Annotated in this window: 16 protein-coding genes; 10 read left to right on the forward strand and 6 right to left on the reverse strand. The window is 55.6% G+C overall.

Annotated features, from left to right (window positions below; genetic code table 11):
• Positions 1-24: 24 nt before the first annotated feature.
• On the reverse strand, positions 25-1,293 hold the full coding sequence (locus JGC47_RS09345) for a LysR family transcriptional regulator (protein WP_004157782.1): 1,269 nt from the start codon (positions 1,291-1,293) through the stop codon (positions 25-27).
• 128 nt (positions 1,294-1,421) lie between these two features.
• Here JGC47_RS09345 and galB point away from each other — a divergent pair, with 128 nt between their 5' ends.
• The 8 genes from galB to JGC47_RS09385 all read left to right on the forward strand — a co-directional run bounded on the left by galB (position 1,422) and on the right by JGC47_RS09385 (position 8,911).
• A complete protein-coding gene (galB, locus tag JGC47_RS09350; RefSeq protein WP_004157784.1) occupies positions 1,422-2,162 on the forward strand; it encodes a 4-oxalmesaconate hydratase in 741 nt (246 codons plus the stop codon).
• Entirely contained in the window at positions 2,159-2,872 is a 714-nt protein-coding gene (locus JGC47_RS09355) for a 4-carboxy-4-hydroxy-2-oxoadipate aldolase/oxaloacetate decarboxylase (RefSeq protein WP_004164357.1), read from the forward strand. Before galB ends, JGC47_RS09355 begins: the two co-directional genes overlap by 4 nt.
• A 1-nt stretch (position 2,873) precedes the next feature.
• Positions 2,874-3,962 (forward strand): 4-oxalomesaconate tautomerase, encoded by a 1,089-nt coding sequence (locus JGC47_RS09360; protein WP_004164359.1) that lies wholly within the window; start codon positions 2,874-2,876, stop codon positions 3,960-3,962.
• A gap of 4 nt (positions 3,963-3,966) precedes the next feature.
• The gene (locus tag JGC47_RS09365) at positions 3,967-4,854 is read left to right on the forward strand and encodes an NAD(P)-dependent oxidoreductase (protein ID WP_004157786.1); all 888 of its coding nucleotides are present in this window, start codon (positions 3,967-3,969) and stop codon (positions 4,852-4,854) included.
• A gap of 138 nt (positions 4,855-4,992) precedes the next feature.
• Positions 4,993-5,460, forward strand: a complete 468-nt coding sequence (locus tag JGC47_RS09370) for a GlcG/HbpS family heme-binding protein (RefSeq protein WP_004157787.1) — start codon at positions 4,993-4,995, stop codon at positions 5,458-5,460.
• Positions 5,461-5,469: 9 nt separating this feature from the next.
• Positions 5,470-5,994, forward strand: coding sequence for a sugar dehydrogenase complex small subunit (locus JGC47_RS09375; RefSeq protein ID WP_004157788.1), 525 nt, complete (start codon positions 5,470-5,472; stop codon positions 5,992-5,994).
• Positions 5,987-7,588, forward strand: a complete 1,602-nt coding sequence (locus tag JGC47_RS09380; protein WP_004157789.1) for a GMC family oxidoreductase — start codon at positions 5,987-5,989, stop codon at positions 7,586-7,588. Before JGC47_RS09375 ends, JGC47_RS09380 begins: the two co-directional genes overlap by 8 nt.
• Positions 7,589-7,597: 9 nt before the next feature.
• The gene (locus JGC47_RS09385; protein WP_004157790.1) at positions 7,598-8,911 is read left to right on the forward strand and encodes a cytochrome c; all 1,314 of its coding nucleotides are present in this window, start codon (positions 7,598-7,600) and stop codon (positions 8,909-8,911) included.
• A 338-nt stretch (positions 8,912-9,249) separates the two neighbouring features.
• Here the strand turns inward: JGC47_RS09385 and tdk are convergent, their stop codons facing one another.
• Positions 9,250-9,867, reverse strand: a complete 618-nt coding sequence (gene tdk, locus JGC47_RS09390; protein ID WP_004157792.1) for a thymidine kinase — start codon at positions 9,865-9,867, stop codon at positions 9,250-9,252.
• Positions 9,868-10,210: 343 nt separating this feature from the next.
• Here tdk and hns point away from each other — a divergent pair, with 343 nt between their 5' ends.
• Positions 10,211-10,618 carry a histone-like nucleoid-structuring protein H-NS gene (hns, locus tag JGC47_RS09395; RefSeq protein WP_004157793.1) on the forward strand — a complete coding sequence of 136 codons (408 nt, stop codon included), beginning with the start codon at positions 10,211-10,213 and terminating at the stop codon, positions 10,616-10,618.
• Between the two features lie 129 nt (positions 10,619-10,747).
• On the opposite strand, the gene JGC47_RS09400 is transcribed toward hns, so the two are convergent.
• The 4 genes from JGC47_RS09400 to rssB all read right to left on the reverse strand — a co-directional run bounded on the left by JGC47_RS09400 (position 10,748) and on the right by rssB (position 15,254).
• Positions 10,748-11,755 carry an NAD-dependent epimerase gene (locus tag JGC47_RS09400; protein ID WP_004157794.1) on the reverse strand — a complete coding sequence of 336 codons (1,008 nt, stop codon included), beginning with the start codon at positions 11,753-11,755 and terminating at the stop codon, positions 10,748-10,750.
• Between the two features lie 14 nt (positions 11,756-11,769).
• Positions 11,770-13,110 carry a UDP-glucose dehydrogenase family protein gene (locus JGC47_RS09405; RefSeq protein WP_004157796.1) on the reverse strand — a complete coding sequence of 447 codons (1,341 nt, stop codon included), beginning with the start codon at positions 13,108-13,110 and terminating at the stop codon, positions 11,770-11,772.
• Positions 13,111-13,137: 27 nt separating this feature from the next.
• Positions 13,138-14,046 carry a UTP--glucose-1-phosphate uridylyltransferase GalU gene (gene galU, locus JGC47_RS09410; protein ID WP_004157797.1) on the reverse strand — a complete coding sequence of 303 codons (909 nt, stop codon included), beginning with the start codon at positions 14,044-14,046 and terminating at the stop codon, positions 13,138-13,140.
• 194 nt (positions 14,047-14,240) lie between these two features.
• Positions 14,241-15,254: a two-component system response regulator RssB gene (rssB, locus tag JGC47_RS09415; RefSeq protein WP_004157798.1), complete on the reverse strand. Its 1,014-nt coding sequence runs from the start codon at positions 15,252-15,254 to the stop codon at positions 14,241-14,243.
• 550 nt (positions 15,255-15,804) lie between these two features.
• On the opposite strand from rssB, the gene JGC47_RS09420 reads away from it, so the two are divergent.
• The gene (locus tag JGC47_RS09420; RefSeq protein WP_004157799.1) at positions 15,805-16,266 is read left to right on the forward strand and encodes a YchJ family protein; all 462 of its coding nucleotides are present in this window, start codon (positions 15,805-15,807) and stop codon (positions 16,264-16,266) included.
• The last annotated feature ends 28 nt before the right edge of the window (positions 16,267-16,294 follow it).

Consider the following 16,294-nt stretch of genomic DNA (forward strand, 5'->3'; position numbering starts at 1 on the left):
TGGTTCGGTTGAGCGATCCGCCGGCTAAATTGGCTTAAGTCGCCTTTCTCCCGCCGGGTCAGGGGCATCTCTGCCCTGCCCGCATACCTCGCGCAGACAGCCGATCAGCGCTTGCGCCGCCGGGGAATGCAGGCAGCCAGCACGCACCGTCAGGCCGATAGCCCGTTCGGTGTTAGCTAACGCCACCGGCAGTGCCACCAGCGCACCACAGGCCAGTTCGACCTCTAACTGGTGAGCGGAAACCGCCGCCAGCATATCCGACTGCATCAGCAGGCCGCGTACCAGCGCCAGATCGCCGGTTTCCACCACCGGATTGGCCGCCGGGATACCCATCGCCCGGAAGCTGTCATCTAACAAATGACGGGCTGGCGTTGCCGATCGCGGCAAGACCCAACGCGCCTGGCGCAGATCCTGATGACTGACAGCCTTTCCAGCCAGCGGATGGTCGTGCCGCGCCAGCAGTATCATGCGTTCGGAAAACAGCGTTTCCCGCGTGACATCCAGCGCATCCTCATCGCGGCGCAGCGCGCCGAAAATGAAATCGATATCTCCGGCACGCATCTCCGAGGCCAGCAGGGCAAAAGCGCTTTCGCTGGTCACCACCCGCACGCCGGGATAACGCGCGGTAAGCATCACTATCGCCTGCGGCAATATGCGCGTGCGCCCCAGCGGCAGCGCGCCCACCCGCACCGTGCCTTCCAGCACCCCACATCGCGCGGCAATATCTGCCGGGATATGGCGCAGTTCGTTGAGCGCACGCCGGATACCGGCTTCAATCTCGCGCCCGGCAAGTGACGGCATCATGCCGTGCGGCGTCCGCTCTAAAAGCGCCACCCCGGCGCCGTTTTCCAGTACCTTGAGCGCCGCGCTCACCGCTGGCTGACTTAAACCCAGCCGTGCCGCCACCGACTGCATATGCCGGGTCTGGCACAGGGTAATAAATATTTGCAGGCGGCGCACATTGAACAACCACAGTGGCTCAATATCTCCGCGCGGACTGGCGCGCCCCTGTAATTTTGCCAGCTGCAGGGGGATCTGAAGCAGTTCGTCTACTGCCCGGTGAGCGCGTGGCAGCACGCATTTACCGAAGTCTGTCAGCATCATGCCTCCGGCATGACGTTCAAACAGCGGCACCGCTAAAGTGAGTTCCAAATCACGAATCGATCGGGTAATGGCTGACTGAGTGCGAAATAATTCATCTGCCGCCTTAGAGACGCTTCCCTGAGCAACAACCTGCCTGAATGCCCTGATTTGCATCAGGTTTACCAACTCGCCTGCCTGTTCTGACGCCATCCTTTACCGCCCTTTTCCGCCTGAGACCGGACCCGCAATATAAATAAAACGCATACCCGCTGCAATCAAATGAATTATCCCGCCTGCACGCCGGGTGACAGCATGGAAAAAACGCCGAGGAGAATGCCATGACCGAAAATACTGCCAACAAAACCGCGCTGGTGGTCAGCGCCCACTCTGCCGATTTCGTCTGGCGCGCCGGTGGGGCCATCGCGCTGCACCATGCACAAGGTTACCAGGTCCACGTCGTTTGTCTGTCGTTTGGCGAACGAGGAGAATCAGCGAAGCTGTGGCGCAAGGGCGAGATGAGCGAAGAAAAGGTTAAGGCATCACGCCGCGAAGAAGCCCAGGCTGCCGCAGAGATCCTCGGTGCCAGCATTGAGTTCTTTGACCTTGGCGATTATCCCCTGCGCGCCGACAAAGAGACGCTGTTTCGTCTGGCCGACGTCTATCGCCGGGTACAGCCGCACTTTGTGCTGAGCCATTCGTTGCACGATCCCTACAACTACGATCATCCACTGGCGACTCATCTGGCCCAGGAAGCGCGCATTATCGCCCAGGCAGAGGGTTATCGCCCTGGCGAGAAGATTATTGGTGCGCCCCCGCTGTACTGCTTTGAACCCCATCAGCCGGAACAGTGCAACTGGAAGCCGGACGTGCTGCTGGATATCACCCGCGTCTGGGACAAAAAGTATCAGGCGATCCAATGCATGGCCGGCCAGGAACATCTTTGGCAATACTACACCCGCGTGGCGCAGCAGCGCGGCGTGCAGGCTAAACGTAATGTCGGCATCACCAGCCAGCGCGACATCAGTTACGGCGAAGGCTATCAGAGCATCTTCCCGCGGGTAACGGAGGATCTGGCATGAGCATCATCGGTAAAAAAGGCGTGGTGGTGCGCCATATTGTGCGGGCCGCCGGCAAGGATATTGCATCGCTTGGCGCCGCCGGGGTGGCCACCGTTCATGAAGCACAGGAGCGTAAAGGCTTAATGGATGCGGCGATCCGACCAATCCAGCGCGACAACGCCATTGCCGGTAGTGCGGTCACCGTGCTGGTCGCGCCCGGCGATAACTGGATGTTTCATGTCGCCGTTGAGCAGTGCCAGCCGGGAGATATTCTGGTAGTGGCTCCCACTTCTCCCTGCATCGACGGCTTTTTTGGCGATCTGCTGGCTACCTCACTTCAGGCACGCGGCGTCATCGGTTTAGTGGCGGATCTCGGGGTACGTGATACCCGCACCCTGCGCGCAATGGGTTTCGCCGTCTGGTCGCGGGCGGTGTATGCCCAGGGCACGGTGAAAGAGACGCTGGGTTCGGTCAATGTGCCGCTGGTGTGCGCCGGGCAGCTGGTTTGGCCCGGTGATGTTATCGTCGCCGACGACGATGGCGTGGTGGTGGTGGCGCGGCAACAGGCCGCAGCAGTGGCCACCAGCGCCCGTCAGCGCGGCGAGCGGGAAGAAAGCAAACGCGTCCGCCTGGCCAACGGCGAACTGGGGCTGGATATCTATCAGATGCGCGCGCGTCTGGCAGAGAAAGGGCTGCGCTATGTCGACAACCTTGAAGGTTGGGAGGAATAACATGCGCCAGCGCCGGATCCCTTGCCTGCTGATGCGTGGCGGCACCTCGAAAGCCGCCTGTTTTCTCGCCGCCGACCTGCCGCAAGACCCCGGGCTGCGCGACCGCGTACTGCTGGCGGTGATGGGCTCGCCCGATATCCGCCAGATAGACGGATTAGGCGGCGCAGATCCGCTCACCAGCAAGGTCGCGATTGTCCAGCCTTCTACCCGGGCGGACGCGGATGTTGATTACCTGTTTGCCCAGGTCGATGTCGATGTCGCCCATGTCGACTACGGCCAGAACTGCGGCAATATCCTTGCGGCGATGGGGCCGTTTGCCCTGGAGCGTGGCCTGGTCAGCGCACAGGGTGAACGCAGCGCGATACGCATTTTTATGCAAAACACCGGGCAAATTGCAGTGGCGGAGTTTGCCACCCCCAATGGCCAGATGGATTACGATGGCGAGCTGAAAATTGACGGCGTACCGCGCAGTGCCGCAGAGATTGTGCTTAATTTTCAAAATATTGCCGGGTCAAGCTGCGGGGCACTGTTGCCCACCGGTCAGGCCAGAGATCGCATCGATCATATCGAAGTGACCTGCATCGACAACGGTATGCCGGTGGTGCTGGTGCGAGCCGACTCGCTTGGCCGCAGCGGTTATGAAAGCCGCGAGCAGCTGGACGCCGATGAAGCGTTGAAAAGTCGCCTGGAATCGATTCGTCTGCAGGCCGGGCCGCGTATGAACCTCGGTGATGTCAGCCAGCGCACGGTGCCGAAAATGACCCTGCTTGCTGAACCGCGCAACGGCGGAGCCATCAGTTCGCGCACCTTCATTCCCCACCGCTGTCACGCCTCGATTGGCGTTTTTGGCGCGGTGAGCGTGGCTACCGCCTGCCTGATCCCCGGCAGCGTGGCACACAGGCTGGCGCGCACCGGCAGTGAAAACAGTCAGCGCCTGAGCGTTGAGCACCCCGGCGGAGAGTTCAGCGTACGACTCCAGCGAGATCACGCCGGCCAGCTTGCAGGCTGCGGCCTGCTGCGTACCGCCCGGCTGATTTTTGCCGGTGAGGTGCTGATCCCGGGTTCAGTCTGGCCCATTAGCGCGGAGTAGCAAGATGAGGATAACCGTTATTGGATTTGGCGAGGCGGGCGGTATTTTCGCCGCCGATCTGCAGCAGCAGCCGTCGCTTCAGCTGACAGTTTGGGATGTCAAAAACACCCGGCCCGCCAGTTCGGCTGCCATGCAGCTCAAATCATCAGCCTGCGGAGTGCAGCTGGCGGCATCGCTGGCTGAAGCCTTGCAGGACGCAGAGATTATTTTCTCCACCGTCACGGCCGCAGAAGCGCTGAACGTCGCCCGGCACACCGCCCCGTTTTTGCGGCCGGGTCAAACCTTTCTTGATTTCAATTCGGTGGCCCCTGAGACCAAACGCGCTGCCGCCAGGCTGATTGGCGCACAGGGGGCCGCTTATATCGACGTAGCGGTAATGGCCCCGGTGCCGCCCAAACGGCTGGCCACCCCGTTGCTGCTCGGCGGCAGCCAGGGTGCAACGGTCAACGACCTGCTGCAAAGTCTGGGGCTGAACAGCCGCCTGTACAGTCTGCAAGTGGGTGAAGCCTCCGCCATCAAGATGTGCCGCAGCGTGATGATCAAAGGACTTGAGGCGCTCACCACCGAATGCCTTAGCGCGGCACGCCGTTACGGCGTGGAGCAGGCGGTAGTCGATTCGCTACATGCCAGTTTCCCCTCGCTGGGCTGGGACGACCAGCTGCCCCACTACCTGATTAGCCGGGTAGCCGAGCACGGCCAGCGCCGCGCCGAGGAGATGCAGGAAGTGGTGAAAACTCTGCATGATGTGAATGTGGCCCCGGCAATGAGCGCGGCGACAGCCGCTACCCAGCAGGGACTGGTGGACGCGCTAAAGGCCCACGATGTGACATACGCCCAGCTTACGCCGTTTACCTGGCAAGCGGCTGTGGATAAAATTCATCATGATCAATAATTTATACTGAGAACCAGGGCATTTAAATGACAGATGACGTGCACAATTGCCTAACCGGCGATGGGCAGTTCCTCTTATCCGCAACCAGGCTGACAGCGCACCGCCGCTCGCCACAGAAGAAAAGTGGGAAATCATCCGATGAAGACGTATAAACGGTTTGCCAGCGGCCTGTTACTGGCCATGCTCAGTCAGGTGCACGCTGCGCAGCTCGACAATCGCCAAACCGCGCTGGTGATTAAGCATGTCGCTGCCTCCCTCAAAAACGAAAAAAGTACCGGCTGCGTGGCGGTGCTTGATGCCAGCGGCACATTGCTCGCCTTTCAGCGCTTTGATGGCGCCACGCCGGGATGCGTGGATGCCGCTATCGGTAAAGCCCGCACTTCTGCGCTTTACCGCACACCTTCGTTAAAATTTATGCAGCGTTTGCAAAATGGCGAAACCGCCGTGCTGGCCATCCCTCATGCGCTTGCGCTTGGCGGTGGCTACCCGTTGACTTTGCGACATGAAGTGGTCGGCGCTCTCGGCGTCAGTACGCCCAGCCAGCAACTGGATAATCAGGCTTCACAGGCTGCGGCCGAGGCCCTGAACTCACCGGCCGCTGATTAAGGAGTTTCTATGCGCGCCCTTTCACGCCGCCGGTTACTGACCGGCACGGGGGGCCTGCTGGTGGCTGGCGCCCTGATGAAGGCTTTCTCCGTCCGCTTTATCGCCAGTCCACCGCTGGCCGCTGCCGTTACGCCGTCACACAGCTTTATACAGCTTTCCCGCGCGCTGACCGGCATGGCGCAGCCTGATGCGCTGCTGGCACAGCGGCTTTACAGCTGGCTGTACGCCGACAATCCCCTTCTGGACACCGCGCTGGATGAGCTTAATGCTCTGCTGGCGGCCCACCCCGGTACCCACGGCGCCGCGCTGCTGACGCTGCTCGCGCAGCAGCCAGCGGCGCTACGCGAGCTGTATCAGACGCTGGTTTCAGGCTGGTATCTCGGGGTGGTTGGCCCGCTGCCGCGCCCGCAGTGCATCGCCTTTGAAAATATCGTCAGCTATCGGCTGGTGAAAAACTCGCTGTTACCCCCAAGCTACGCGCCGGGAGAACCGAATTTCTGGACACGGCCGCCAGCAAGGAGTTCGCATGTCTGAATCACTTAGCGCCGATGTGGTGGTGATCGGCGCCGGTATTGCCGGTTCTCTGGCCGCGCTGAAAATGGTGAAAGCGGGGGCGACGGTGCTGATGCTGGAGTCCGGCCCCGAGATCAAACGCGATCTCGCCGTGGAAGCCTTCCGTAACTCACCGTTTAAAGGCGATTTTACCGAGCCTTTCCCCGCGCAGCCCTGGGCTCCTCAGCCGAAATTCATTCCTGACGATAACAACTATCTGATCCAGAAAGGCCCGGATCCCTATCGCGCCCAGTATCTGCGCGGCACGGGGGGAACCACCTGGCACTGGGCCGGTCAGGCGTTCCGCCTGTTGCCGAACGATATGCGTATCAGATCGCTATACGGCGTGGGGCGTGACTGGCCAATCAGCTATGAAGAGCTGGAACCCTGTTATATCGATGCCGAATACCAGATGGGGGTTTCCGGTGACAGCGACCTCGATTCGCCGCGTTCACGCCCCTACCCGCTGCCGGGCATTCCGCTGCCTTACGGCTTTGAGCGCCTGAAGCAGCGCCTTGCGCCGCTGGGCTATGAGGTAGGGATTGGCCCACAGGCACGTAACAGTATTCCTTTCGATGGCCGCCCGGCCTGCTGCGGTAATAACAATTGTATGCCGGTATGCCCGATTGATGCCCAGTATCATGGCGGTATATCGGCGCGTAAGGCGCTGGACGCCGGGGTGAAGATTGTCGCTAATGCGGTGGTATATCGTATTGAGGCGGATGAGAAAGGGGTGATCCAGGCGGTGCATTATTTTGACCGCAACAAAACCAGTCACCGCGTTACCGGCCGTCAATTTGTCCTGACCGCCAACGGTATTGAAAGCCCGAAAATTCTGCTGCTCTCCACCAGCGAACGTTACCCCAACGGCATCGCCAACAGCTCCGGTATGGTCGGTCGTCATCTGATGGACCACCCGGGTTCTTCCGTTGAGTTTTATGCCGATGAGCCCATGTGGTCTGGCCGGGGACCGATGCGCCCGGGCAGTATCAACAATATGCGTGACGGCAATTTCCGCGGGCAACGTTCAGCGCTGCGCATCGATGTGGCCAATACGTCACCGATACGCTATCTGACCGAACGCCTGATACGCCAGGGTTATTACGGTCAGGCGCTGAACGATAAGTTGGCTTTCCAGTCCGAGCGCTTCGTTCAGCTGAAGTGCCTGCTGGAGATGCTGCCCGACCCGGAAAACCGCGTCAGCCTCAGTACCAGCGAGAAAGATGCCTGGGGCATTCCACGCCTTGAGGTCAGATACCGCTTTTCGAAATATGTACATCGCGGCTACGACCAGTCGCTGGTGGACTTTCAACGCATGGTGAAAGAGATGGGCGGCAGCGATGCGGTCTACAGCAAGCGCGGTATCTATGACAACAACCAGCATATTACCGGCACCATGATCATGGGCAGTAATGCCCACGACTCAGTGGTGGACGGGCACTGCCGCACCCACGATCACCCTAATCTGTTTATCGCCGGCACGGGTATTATGCCTTCCGCCTCGACGGTGAACTCAACCCTGACCGGAACGGCGCTGGCGCTGCGCATGGCCGATAGCGTACTGGCGAGCCTGTAAGGAGTTCGGATGAAAGGCTTCATATTACAGGTTTCCCTGGCATGCATCCTTGTGCAGAGCGGCTTTGTGCCGGCAGCGCAGAATAGCGACATCATCAGGCGTGGTGAATATCTGGCCCGTGCCGGGGATTGTACCGCCTGCCACACCGCCACCAACGGCCCGCTGTTTGGCGGCGGATTTGCGGTCAGCACCCCGTTTGGCCAGATCTGGGCGCCAAATATTTCATCTGATAAACAGTTCGGCATCGGTAGCTGGAGCGACGACCAGTTTGTGGCGGCAGTGCGCGACGGGATCAATAGAAACGGCGAGCAACTCTATCCGGCAATGCCTTACGACTCTTTCACCAAAATAAAGCGTGCGGATGTGCTGGCGATAAAAGCCTATATTGTGTCGTTACCGGGCGTACATCAGCCGTCACCGCAGACCAGCCTGCCGTTTCCGTTTAATCAGCGCTGGGGGCTGCGCTTCTGGAAGTGGATCAACTTCGACAGCGGCGAGCTGCGGGAGGATCCGTTGCAAAGCTCCGCATGGAACAACGGGCGCTATCTGGTTGAAGCCCTGGCTCATTGCGGCACCTGCCATACGCCGCGCAATATCACGCTGGGGATGGATAATGATAATGCCCTGGCCGGCGGTGACCTTGGCGGTTGGGCCGCCTTTAATATCACTCCGCACCAGCAGGCGGGCATCGGCAGCTGGAGCCAGCAACAGCTGGTGACCTATCTGAAAACCGGCTTTGTGGTCGAAAAGGCCAGCGCTTCTGGATCGATGGCCGAAGCGATTGAGCACAGTCTGCAATATCTCCACGATAGCGACCTTAACGATATTGCCATCTACCTGAAGAGCGTGCCAGCGCGCGGAAATAGCGCTCAAATTCGTGACCGCAGCGTCTGGGGGCGTCCTTCGAACGTTTTAAGCGCGCTGCGTGGCGCTGATGAAGAAACATGGCGGACACAGCCGGGCGCGCGGGTATTTGCCGGTAATTGTGCCAGTTGCCACGCAGCAGACGGTTCCGGTTCCGGCAAGGGCCTGCATGCTTACCCGTCGCTGTTTCACCACACCACCACCGGAGCGGAGGATGCACGCAATCTGGTATCGGTGGTGCTAAACGGCGTGCATCGCCATATGCAGCAGGGTGAGATCTTTATGCCAGCCTTTGCTGCCGAACTGGATGACCAGCAGGTGGCCGATGTCAGTAATTTCGTTATCCGGCAGTTTGGCAACCCGGCTGCGGCTGGAGTAACGGCGAAGCAGGTGAAAGCGCTGCGTAAGGATGCAAAGCTGGCATCGCCACCCGTTTATATGCAGGGTGACACGCCATAAATTGGCTTTGGATAAAGATCGAACGGCGGGCAGGCAGCGCGTTGCGCTTCAGGTCGCTATCGCTGATTTTATTAACGCCTGACTGAAACAGGGTTGAAAAATCTGTTCCCATAAGGGGAGTCTGATAGCATCAAAGATAAAAAAAGCCCCCAGCCGCGATGGTTGAGGGCGTGATTAATATGCCTGAGATCGCTGGCGGGTTAACCGTTATGCGCGGATTTACAGTGATTAATTTGCCCCCAGTGCAAAATGTTGCTCAAATAAACAGTAAGTGATGCTTATAAACGCATTGGCTTTAGATTGAGGAAAGTTGCGCAAATAAAAATCACTTTGCCATCTTAGTCAGCATGTTGCTTGCCATAAATAGCCTGTAAAGAACCATTTTCCAGCGCTTCTGAGTAATGCTTACGACATACAGAAACATAACGCTCATTACCGCCTATTTGTACCTGTTCACCTTCTTTAAAAGGCTTCCCCCCCGCGTCAATGCGCAACACCATGCTGGCTTTTCTGCCGCAGTGACAGATAGTTTTTAATTCTACCAGCTTATCCGACCAGGCTAATAAATACTGACTACCCGTAAATAACTCACCGCGAAAATCCGTGCGCAACCCATAACAGAGTACAGGTATATCTAACATATCAACAACTTCAGATAATGATTTAACCTGTTCACGCGTCAGAAACTGGCTTTCATCCACCAGTACGCAGTGCACTGGTTCCCGGTGATGCTCGGCGCTTATCTCTGCAAACAGTGACGTACTGTTATTATACAACTTAGCAGGAGATGAAAGACCGATGCGAGAACTGACTTTTGCCACGCCGAAACGATTATCTAACTCGGCGGTATACACCAGGGTTCTCATCCCACGTTCATGGTAATTATAGGAAGATTGTAACAAAGCTGTCGATTTTCCGGCATTCATCGCCGAGTAATAGAAATAAAGCTGCGCCATCAGCCCTTACTCCGAGGTCGTTAATGATGGCTCAGTATATCATAAACCGCGTAAAGCACCGGCCGCACGGGCAAAACCAGGGGGCCAGAGGAAAGTGTATCAGTTATAACGGGAAAAGTTTTTACTAATAATAAGTGCCATCCTCCCCCTGCTGGCAGGGAAACTCTGTCTGAAATGACGTTATTTAACTGACCCTGCTATTTTCGCCCCACCTTTTTACCTGGTGGGTAACCGATTATTAGCTACAACGTGTTTCTGACGAAATTAACTATTGCAGTTCCTAAGCACCGACACTATTATTAGGCAGAATCATCCCTATCAATATAATCTTGAGAATTGGACTATGAGCGAAGCACTTAAAATTCTGAACAATATCCGCACACTTCGTGCCCAGGCAAGAGAATGTACTCTGGAAACTCTTGAAGAGATGCTGGAAAAACTCGAAGTTGTGGTAAATGAACGCCGTGAAGAAGAAAGTCAGGCACAGGCAGAAGTTGAAGAGCGTGCACGTAAACTTCAGCAATACCGCGATATGCTGATTGCAGATGGCATTGACCCTAATGAACTCCTTTCCACACTGGCTGCGGCCAAGACTCCTGGTAAAGCTAAACGCGCTGCTCGTCCGGCCAAGTATTCTTATGTCGACGAGAATGGCGAAAATAAAACCTGGACTGGCCAGGGCCGTACTCCGGCGGTAATCAAACAGGCTATCGAAGAGCAAGGCAAGAAGCTCGAAGACTTTCTGCTGTAATTTAACTCAAAGTCCCGTTCTGGCGGTGGAATAATCGGCCGCTTTTTTGCAGTTGCTTTGTCGTTGCCACCAGGTAAAAAAAAGGAAGCCGCAATCGGGCTTCCTTTTTTTTCAGGCCATCAGTCTGCCTTACTTGTGATAAAACTCTTTATACCAGGACACAAAGCGCGCAACCCCCTCTTTCACTGAAGTTTGCGGTTTGAAACCAATGGCCTTATACAAGGCACTGATATCCGCGCTGGTGTCGACGACGTCACCAGGCTGCATCTGCAACATGTTCTTATCCGCTACCGTGCCCAGTGCGCTCTCCAGCGCCCCAATATAGTCCATCAAGGTGACGGGCTGGCTGTTGCCAATATTGTAAACCCGGTAAGGGGCCGAACTGGTAGCAGGGCTACCTGCTTCTACCGTCCAGTCTTTGTCCGCCTGCGGGATCACCTCCTGCAGGCGGAAAACAGATTCAACAATGTCGTCGATATAGGTGAAATCGCGCCGCATCTGGCCATGGTTATAAACGTCGATTTTTTCGCCGGCAATTATTGCGCGGGTAAATTTAAATAATGCCATATCCGGACGTCCCCACGGACCGTAAACGGTGAAGAAGCGCAGTCCGCTAGTCGGGATGCCATACAGATGAGAATAGGTATGGGACATCAGCTCATTGGCTTTTTTGGTAGCAGCATACAGGGAAACCGGGTGATCGACTGAATCATCGGTAGAAAATGGCATTTTGCGGTTAAGCCCGTATACCGAGCTTGAAGAGGCGTATAACAGGTGTTCCACCTGATTATGGCGGCACCCTTCCAGAATATTAAGATGACCCACCAGATTGGCATCTGCATATGCCAGAGGGTTTTCCAGTGAATAACGCACTCCTGCCTGTGCGGCAAGATGGATTACCCGCTGAAAGCGATGGCAGCGAAATAATTCTGCCATACCTTCCCGGTCGGCAAGATCGCCCTTAATAAAGGTAAAACTGGCGTGATGAGAAATAAGCGCCAGGCGGGCCGTTTTGAGATTCACATCGTAATAGTCATTCAGGTTGTCAAGGCCGACAACCTGGTGACCGGCGTTAAGCAGGCGTTGCGCCACATGGAAGCCAATGAAGCCCGCTGCGCCGGTGACCAGATATTTCATAGTGCCCTCGTTAATTATGCAATGTTGAGAGATGCTCCGCGGCCAATTGCATAATAAACAAAACCGCGCTTGATGATTCTTTCTGGATCATACAGGTTACGACCATCAAAAATCACGGGTTCTTTGAGTGCATTTTTAATCACGTCAAAATCAGGTGCGCGGAAATTCTGCCACTCAGTGCAGATAACCAACCCATCCGCACCCTGTAACGCCGCTTCTTTGGTTCCCATCAGCTTCAGGTCACTGCGGTGGCCGTAGATACGTTGCGCTTCATCCATGGCTTCCGGATCAAAAGCATGCACGCTCGCCCCGGCTTGCCACAGTGCTTCCATCAACACCCGGCTGGACGCTTCACGCATATCATCGGTGTTCGGCTTGAATGACAGCCCCCATAAGGCAAACGTTTTACCGCGCAGGTTTTCACCGAAGTGACGTTTGATAAACGTTGGCAGCTTATGTTTTTGCGCGTCGTTGACGTCTTCTACCGCCTGCAGCAGGCGCGGCTGGTAGCCAATCTGTTCCGCAGTGCGGATCAGAGCCTGAACGTCTTTCGGGAAGCAGGAACCGCCATAACCACAGCCAGGATAGATAAACGAATAGCCGATGCGTGAGTCAGAACCAATCCCCTGACGTACTTTTTCCACGTCAGCACCCAGGCGCTCCGCCAGGTTGGAAATTTCGTTCATAAAGCTGATTTTGGTCGCCAGCATGCAGTTTGCCGCATACTTGGTCAGCTCTGCACTGCGAATGTCCATCAGGATCATCCGGTCATGATTACGGTTGAACGGCTCGTACAGTTCACGCAGCAGTTCCACCACTTCATCATTGTCCGTGCCGATGACAATGCGCTCCGGACGCATACAGTCGCTGACTGCTGCACCTTCTTTCAGGAATTCAGGATTGGACACCACATCAAAGCTTAGCGCAGCACCGCGCCCTTTCAGGGTCTCCTCCATCACCTGGCGTACGCGGTCAGCGGTACCGACCGGAACGGTGGATTTATCCAGCACGACCTTATGCCCTTGCATATGCTGAGCAATAGTCCTCGCAACCGCCGTGACGTACTTCAGGTCCGCTGAGCCATCTTCGTCCGGTGGCGTGCCAACGGCAATAAACTGCATGACCCCGTGATTGACGCCCTCTTCAGCATGTGTAGAGAATTTAAGGCGACCAGCCTCGTAATTCTGCATAACCAGCGGCGTCAAGCCCGGTTCGAAAATGGGGATGATCCCTTTCTTTAGATTTTCGACTTTGTTTTCGTCGACATCGATGCAAAGAACGTCATGTCCGACTTCGGCCAGAACCGCAGCCTGAACCAGACCCACATAGCCGATACCAAATACGGTGACTTTCATTGAATTGTCCCGGTTAGAAATAAGAAATTACTTTTTGTTGCCGACAGCGCTTTCCAGCCAGGCTTTGAAATCGCTGCCCAGTGTTTCGTGACGCACACCATATTCAACGAAAGCCTGCATGTAGCCGAGCTTGTTACCACAGTCATGGCTCACACCTTTCAGGTGATAAGCTTCTACCGTCTCTTTCTCCATCAGCATGGCAATTGAGTCGGTCAGCTGGATTTCATCACCGGCGCCCGGAGGCGTTTTAGCCAGCAGTGGCCAGATATCTGCAGACAGCACGTAACGCCCGACAACTGCCAGATTTGAAGGGGCCTGATCGGCTTTGGGTTTTTCCACCACGCCGACCATTGGCGCGCTGTCGCCCGGGTTCAGCTGCGCGCCCTGGCAATCCACCACACCGTAAGCGGTGACGTCAGCAACGGGTTCAACCATGATCTGGCTGTGGCCAGTTTCATCGAAGCGTCTGATCATTTCTGCCAGGTTGTCTTTCGACAAATCTGATTCGTATTCATCCAGAATCACATCCGGCAGGATAACGGCTACCGGCTCGTTACCAATCACCGGCCATGCGCACATTACTGCGTGGCCCAGGCCTTTAGCCAGCCCCTGACGCACCTGCATGATGGTAACGTGTGGCGGACAAATTGACTGAATTTCTTCCAGCAGCTGGCGTTTTACACGCTTTTCCAGCATAGCTTCCAGCTCGAAGCTGGTATCGAAATGGTTTTCAATTGAGTTCTTGGATGAGTGCGTAACCAGCACGATCTCATTGATCCCAGCAGCAATACACTCGTTAACGACATACTGAATTAACGGCTTATCAACCAGCGGCAACATCTCTTTCGGAATCGCTTTGGTAGCAGGCAACATACGCGTTCCCAAACCAGCAACCGGGATAACCGCTTTTTTTACTTTTGAGTTATAGGCAGACATCAAAATACCTCTCTTTAGGCCGTTCAAGTTATTACTTGATATGTCGATTTTAAAAACGAAACGAGTATACCAGTTCAATCCTCGTGGATTTATCCTGGTTAGAACATTTCACATTAATTTAAGATAATTACCCAATTTTAAAGCGAATTCCTTGCCCTGTCAGCGTAGGCCAGGAGAAAAAAGTCTTGGGATGCCTATAATGTAGACAGCATGAGGCGCAAACGACCACCCGCCCCCCAGACCTGGCACTGCCAGGCCTCGCACCGCTGGCTGATTTGATTAAGATGCGTGCTGCCGAGCGTACCAAGTGGCACCCCGTTGCGGAGTTTGATTTGATGTGTGTGGATATTGAGCGTGGCATTCAAACCGGCGGAAACCAGAATCAGGTTTTTTAACCCCTGGTGATAGTAGCCCACCAACAGCGGGAACTGCCCATCGAGGTTGGCCTGGCGCAGTAGCAAATTGACTTGATTTAACAGGCCGCCCAGCTCTGGCAAACGCTGCCCCCGATCGGAGAGTTGTTCCTGCAACAGGCCGTTAAACAGTGCGCGGAGCAATAATGCAGCTAATACGCCATTGTCACCCGCACGCGTGACGTCCAGACAATAAAAAGCCAGATCTTTATCAGAAAGTGCGGCAACATCCAGCACCAGCCCGGGATGTTCGGCCATGGTAAGCTGGCGATAATTGATGCGACAGTTGGCAATGGTTTGCTGAACCGGAGGCTGAAGTTGTTTGAGTAGTTTGGCTGCTGCCTGAGGATCGCTAACCAGCGCATCCCAGTCCTGAAACAGTTGTTCATCCTCTTCTACCTTAGAAGTAAACATCGAAGGATAGAGACATTCGAATACGGCTTCTCGCAGCCGCGCCAGGTCTTTGACCGGCTTAAGCAGTACATCCTGCACGCCAAGCCGCAATACATGAGCAATATCGGCCATGTTTTCGGTGGCGGAGATCACCAAAATCGGTATCACGCTGCCCGTACTGCGCAGATGCTCGACCAGTTTGATACCGTTCATACGCGGCATGGCCAAATCGCAAATCATCAGGTCGGGTGTCGCGCGGCCTAAGCATTGGATCGCATGCAGACCATCGTCCGCAAGAGTCACTTGCGCGCCCAGTTCACAAAGAAAATTTTCCAGCAGGGAACGGAAAACGACTTCGTCCTCAACGATGAGAATATGTTTTCCTGTTAATGGCTTTTCCATTGCTTCCCCCTGCATAAAAGATACCTCAATAGTGGCCTATAAACGGACTTTACGCCTCTTTACATGGCTATAAATAGCATGTTATACCGACCGGGTTTTGATGTTTCTAACTCTCCAGCGCTTACGGTTCCTGATGGGGCTTCCCGGACGATGGCCTGCCCGTTGCGACGCTACTTTCTTGCCGCTGGCAGAACAGTCTGAAGACTCGCAGCCGTTGCTGTTGAGTAAACATTAAGTGAACTTCCCGCCATCCGCTTTCGCCTGAGGCGGTGTTCGGGGGGGATCGTGGGATGTCAGCCCCTTTCCCTTGCCACGGCTGCACAGTGGCATCAATCAGCTGCCGGGTAGCCAGTGAGTTGACACAATCGCCCACTCAAGGGGTCAGGCTAATGCAAATGGTCGCGCCAACATGTCATCCGTCACGGCCCGAAGTTTGTGCGTTATCAGGTTAAGACGCGCGCACGGCAGCTGCAAAAGTTTCTGACCCCGGCCGTGCCCGGTTACCATGACAAGCGAATATAAAGCATTTTTTGAAACTTCCGGAGTTAACGTGTCTGAAAATTGCCCGTGCGGTAGCGGATTGCAGTATAGCTTATGTTGCGAACCCTATTTGAGGGGGCGCGCCTGGCCCGGCACGCCTGAAGCCCTGATGCGCTCGCGCTACAGCGCTTACGTTAAGCAGGATTTACACTACCTGATTGCCAGCTGGCACCCTTCTTGCCAGGCGCAAAATTTTGCCGCCAGTCTGGAAGAAAGCTTTGCCACCACGCGCTGGCTTGGCCTCAGAGTCATCACCACTGATGTCGATACTGAACAAGGTCAGGGATATGTGACCTTTTTTGCCCGTTTGGCTGAAAATCAGCAGGAAAGTTTTATTCACGAACGTTCACGCTTTCTTCGTGAGGAACAACGCTGGTATTATATCGACGGAACCTTCCCGCCAACGGGACGCAACGATCGGTGTCCTTGCGGCTCCGGAAAAAAACATAAGAAATGCTGTGGTCAGTCTTGACCCTGATTTCCCTTTGTATCGACAGGAT

It is taken from the genome of Erwinia amylovora, assembly GCF_017161565.1.
Lineage (GTDB): Bacteria > Pseudomonadota > Gammaproteobacteria > Enterobacterales > Enterobacteriaceae > Erwinia > Erwinia amylovora.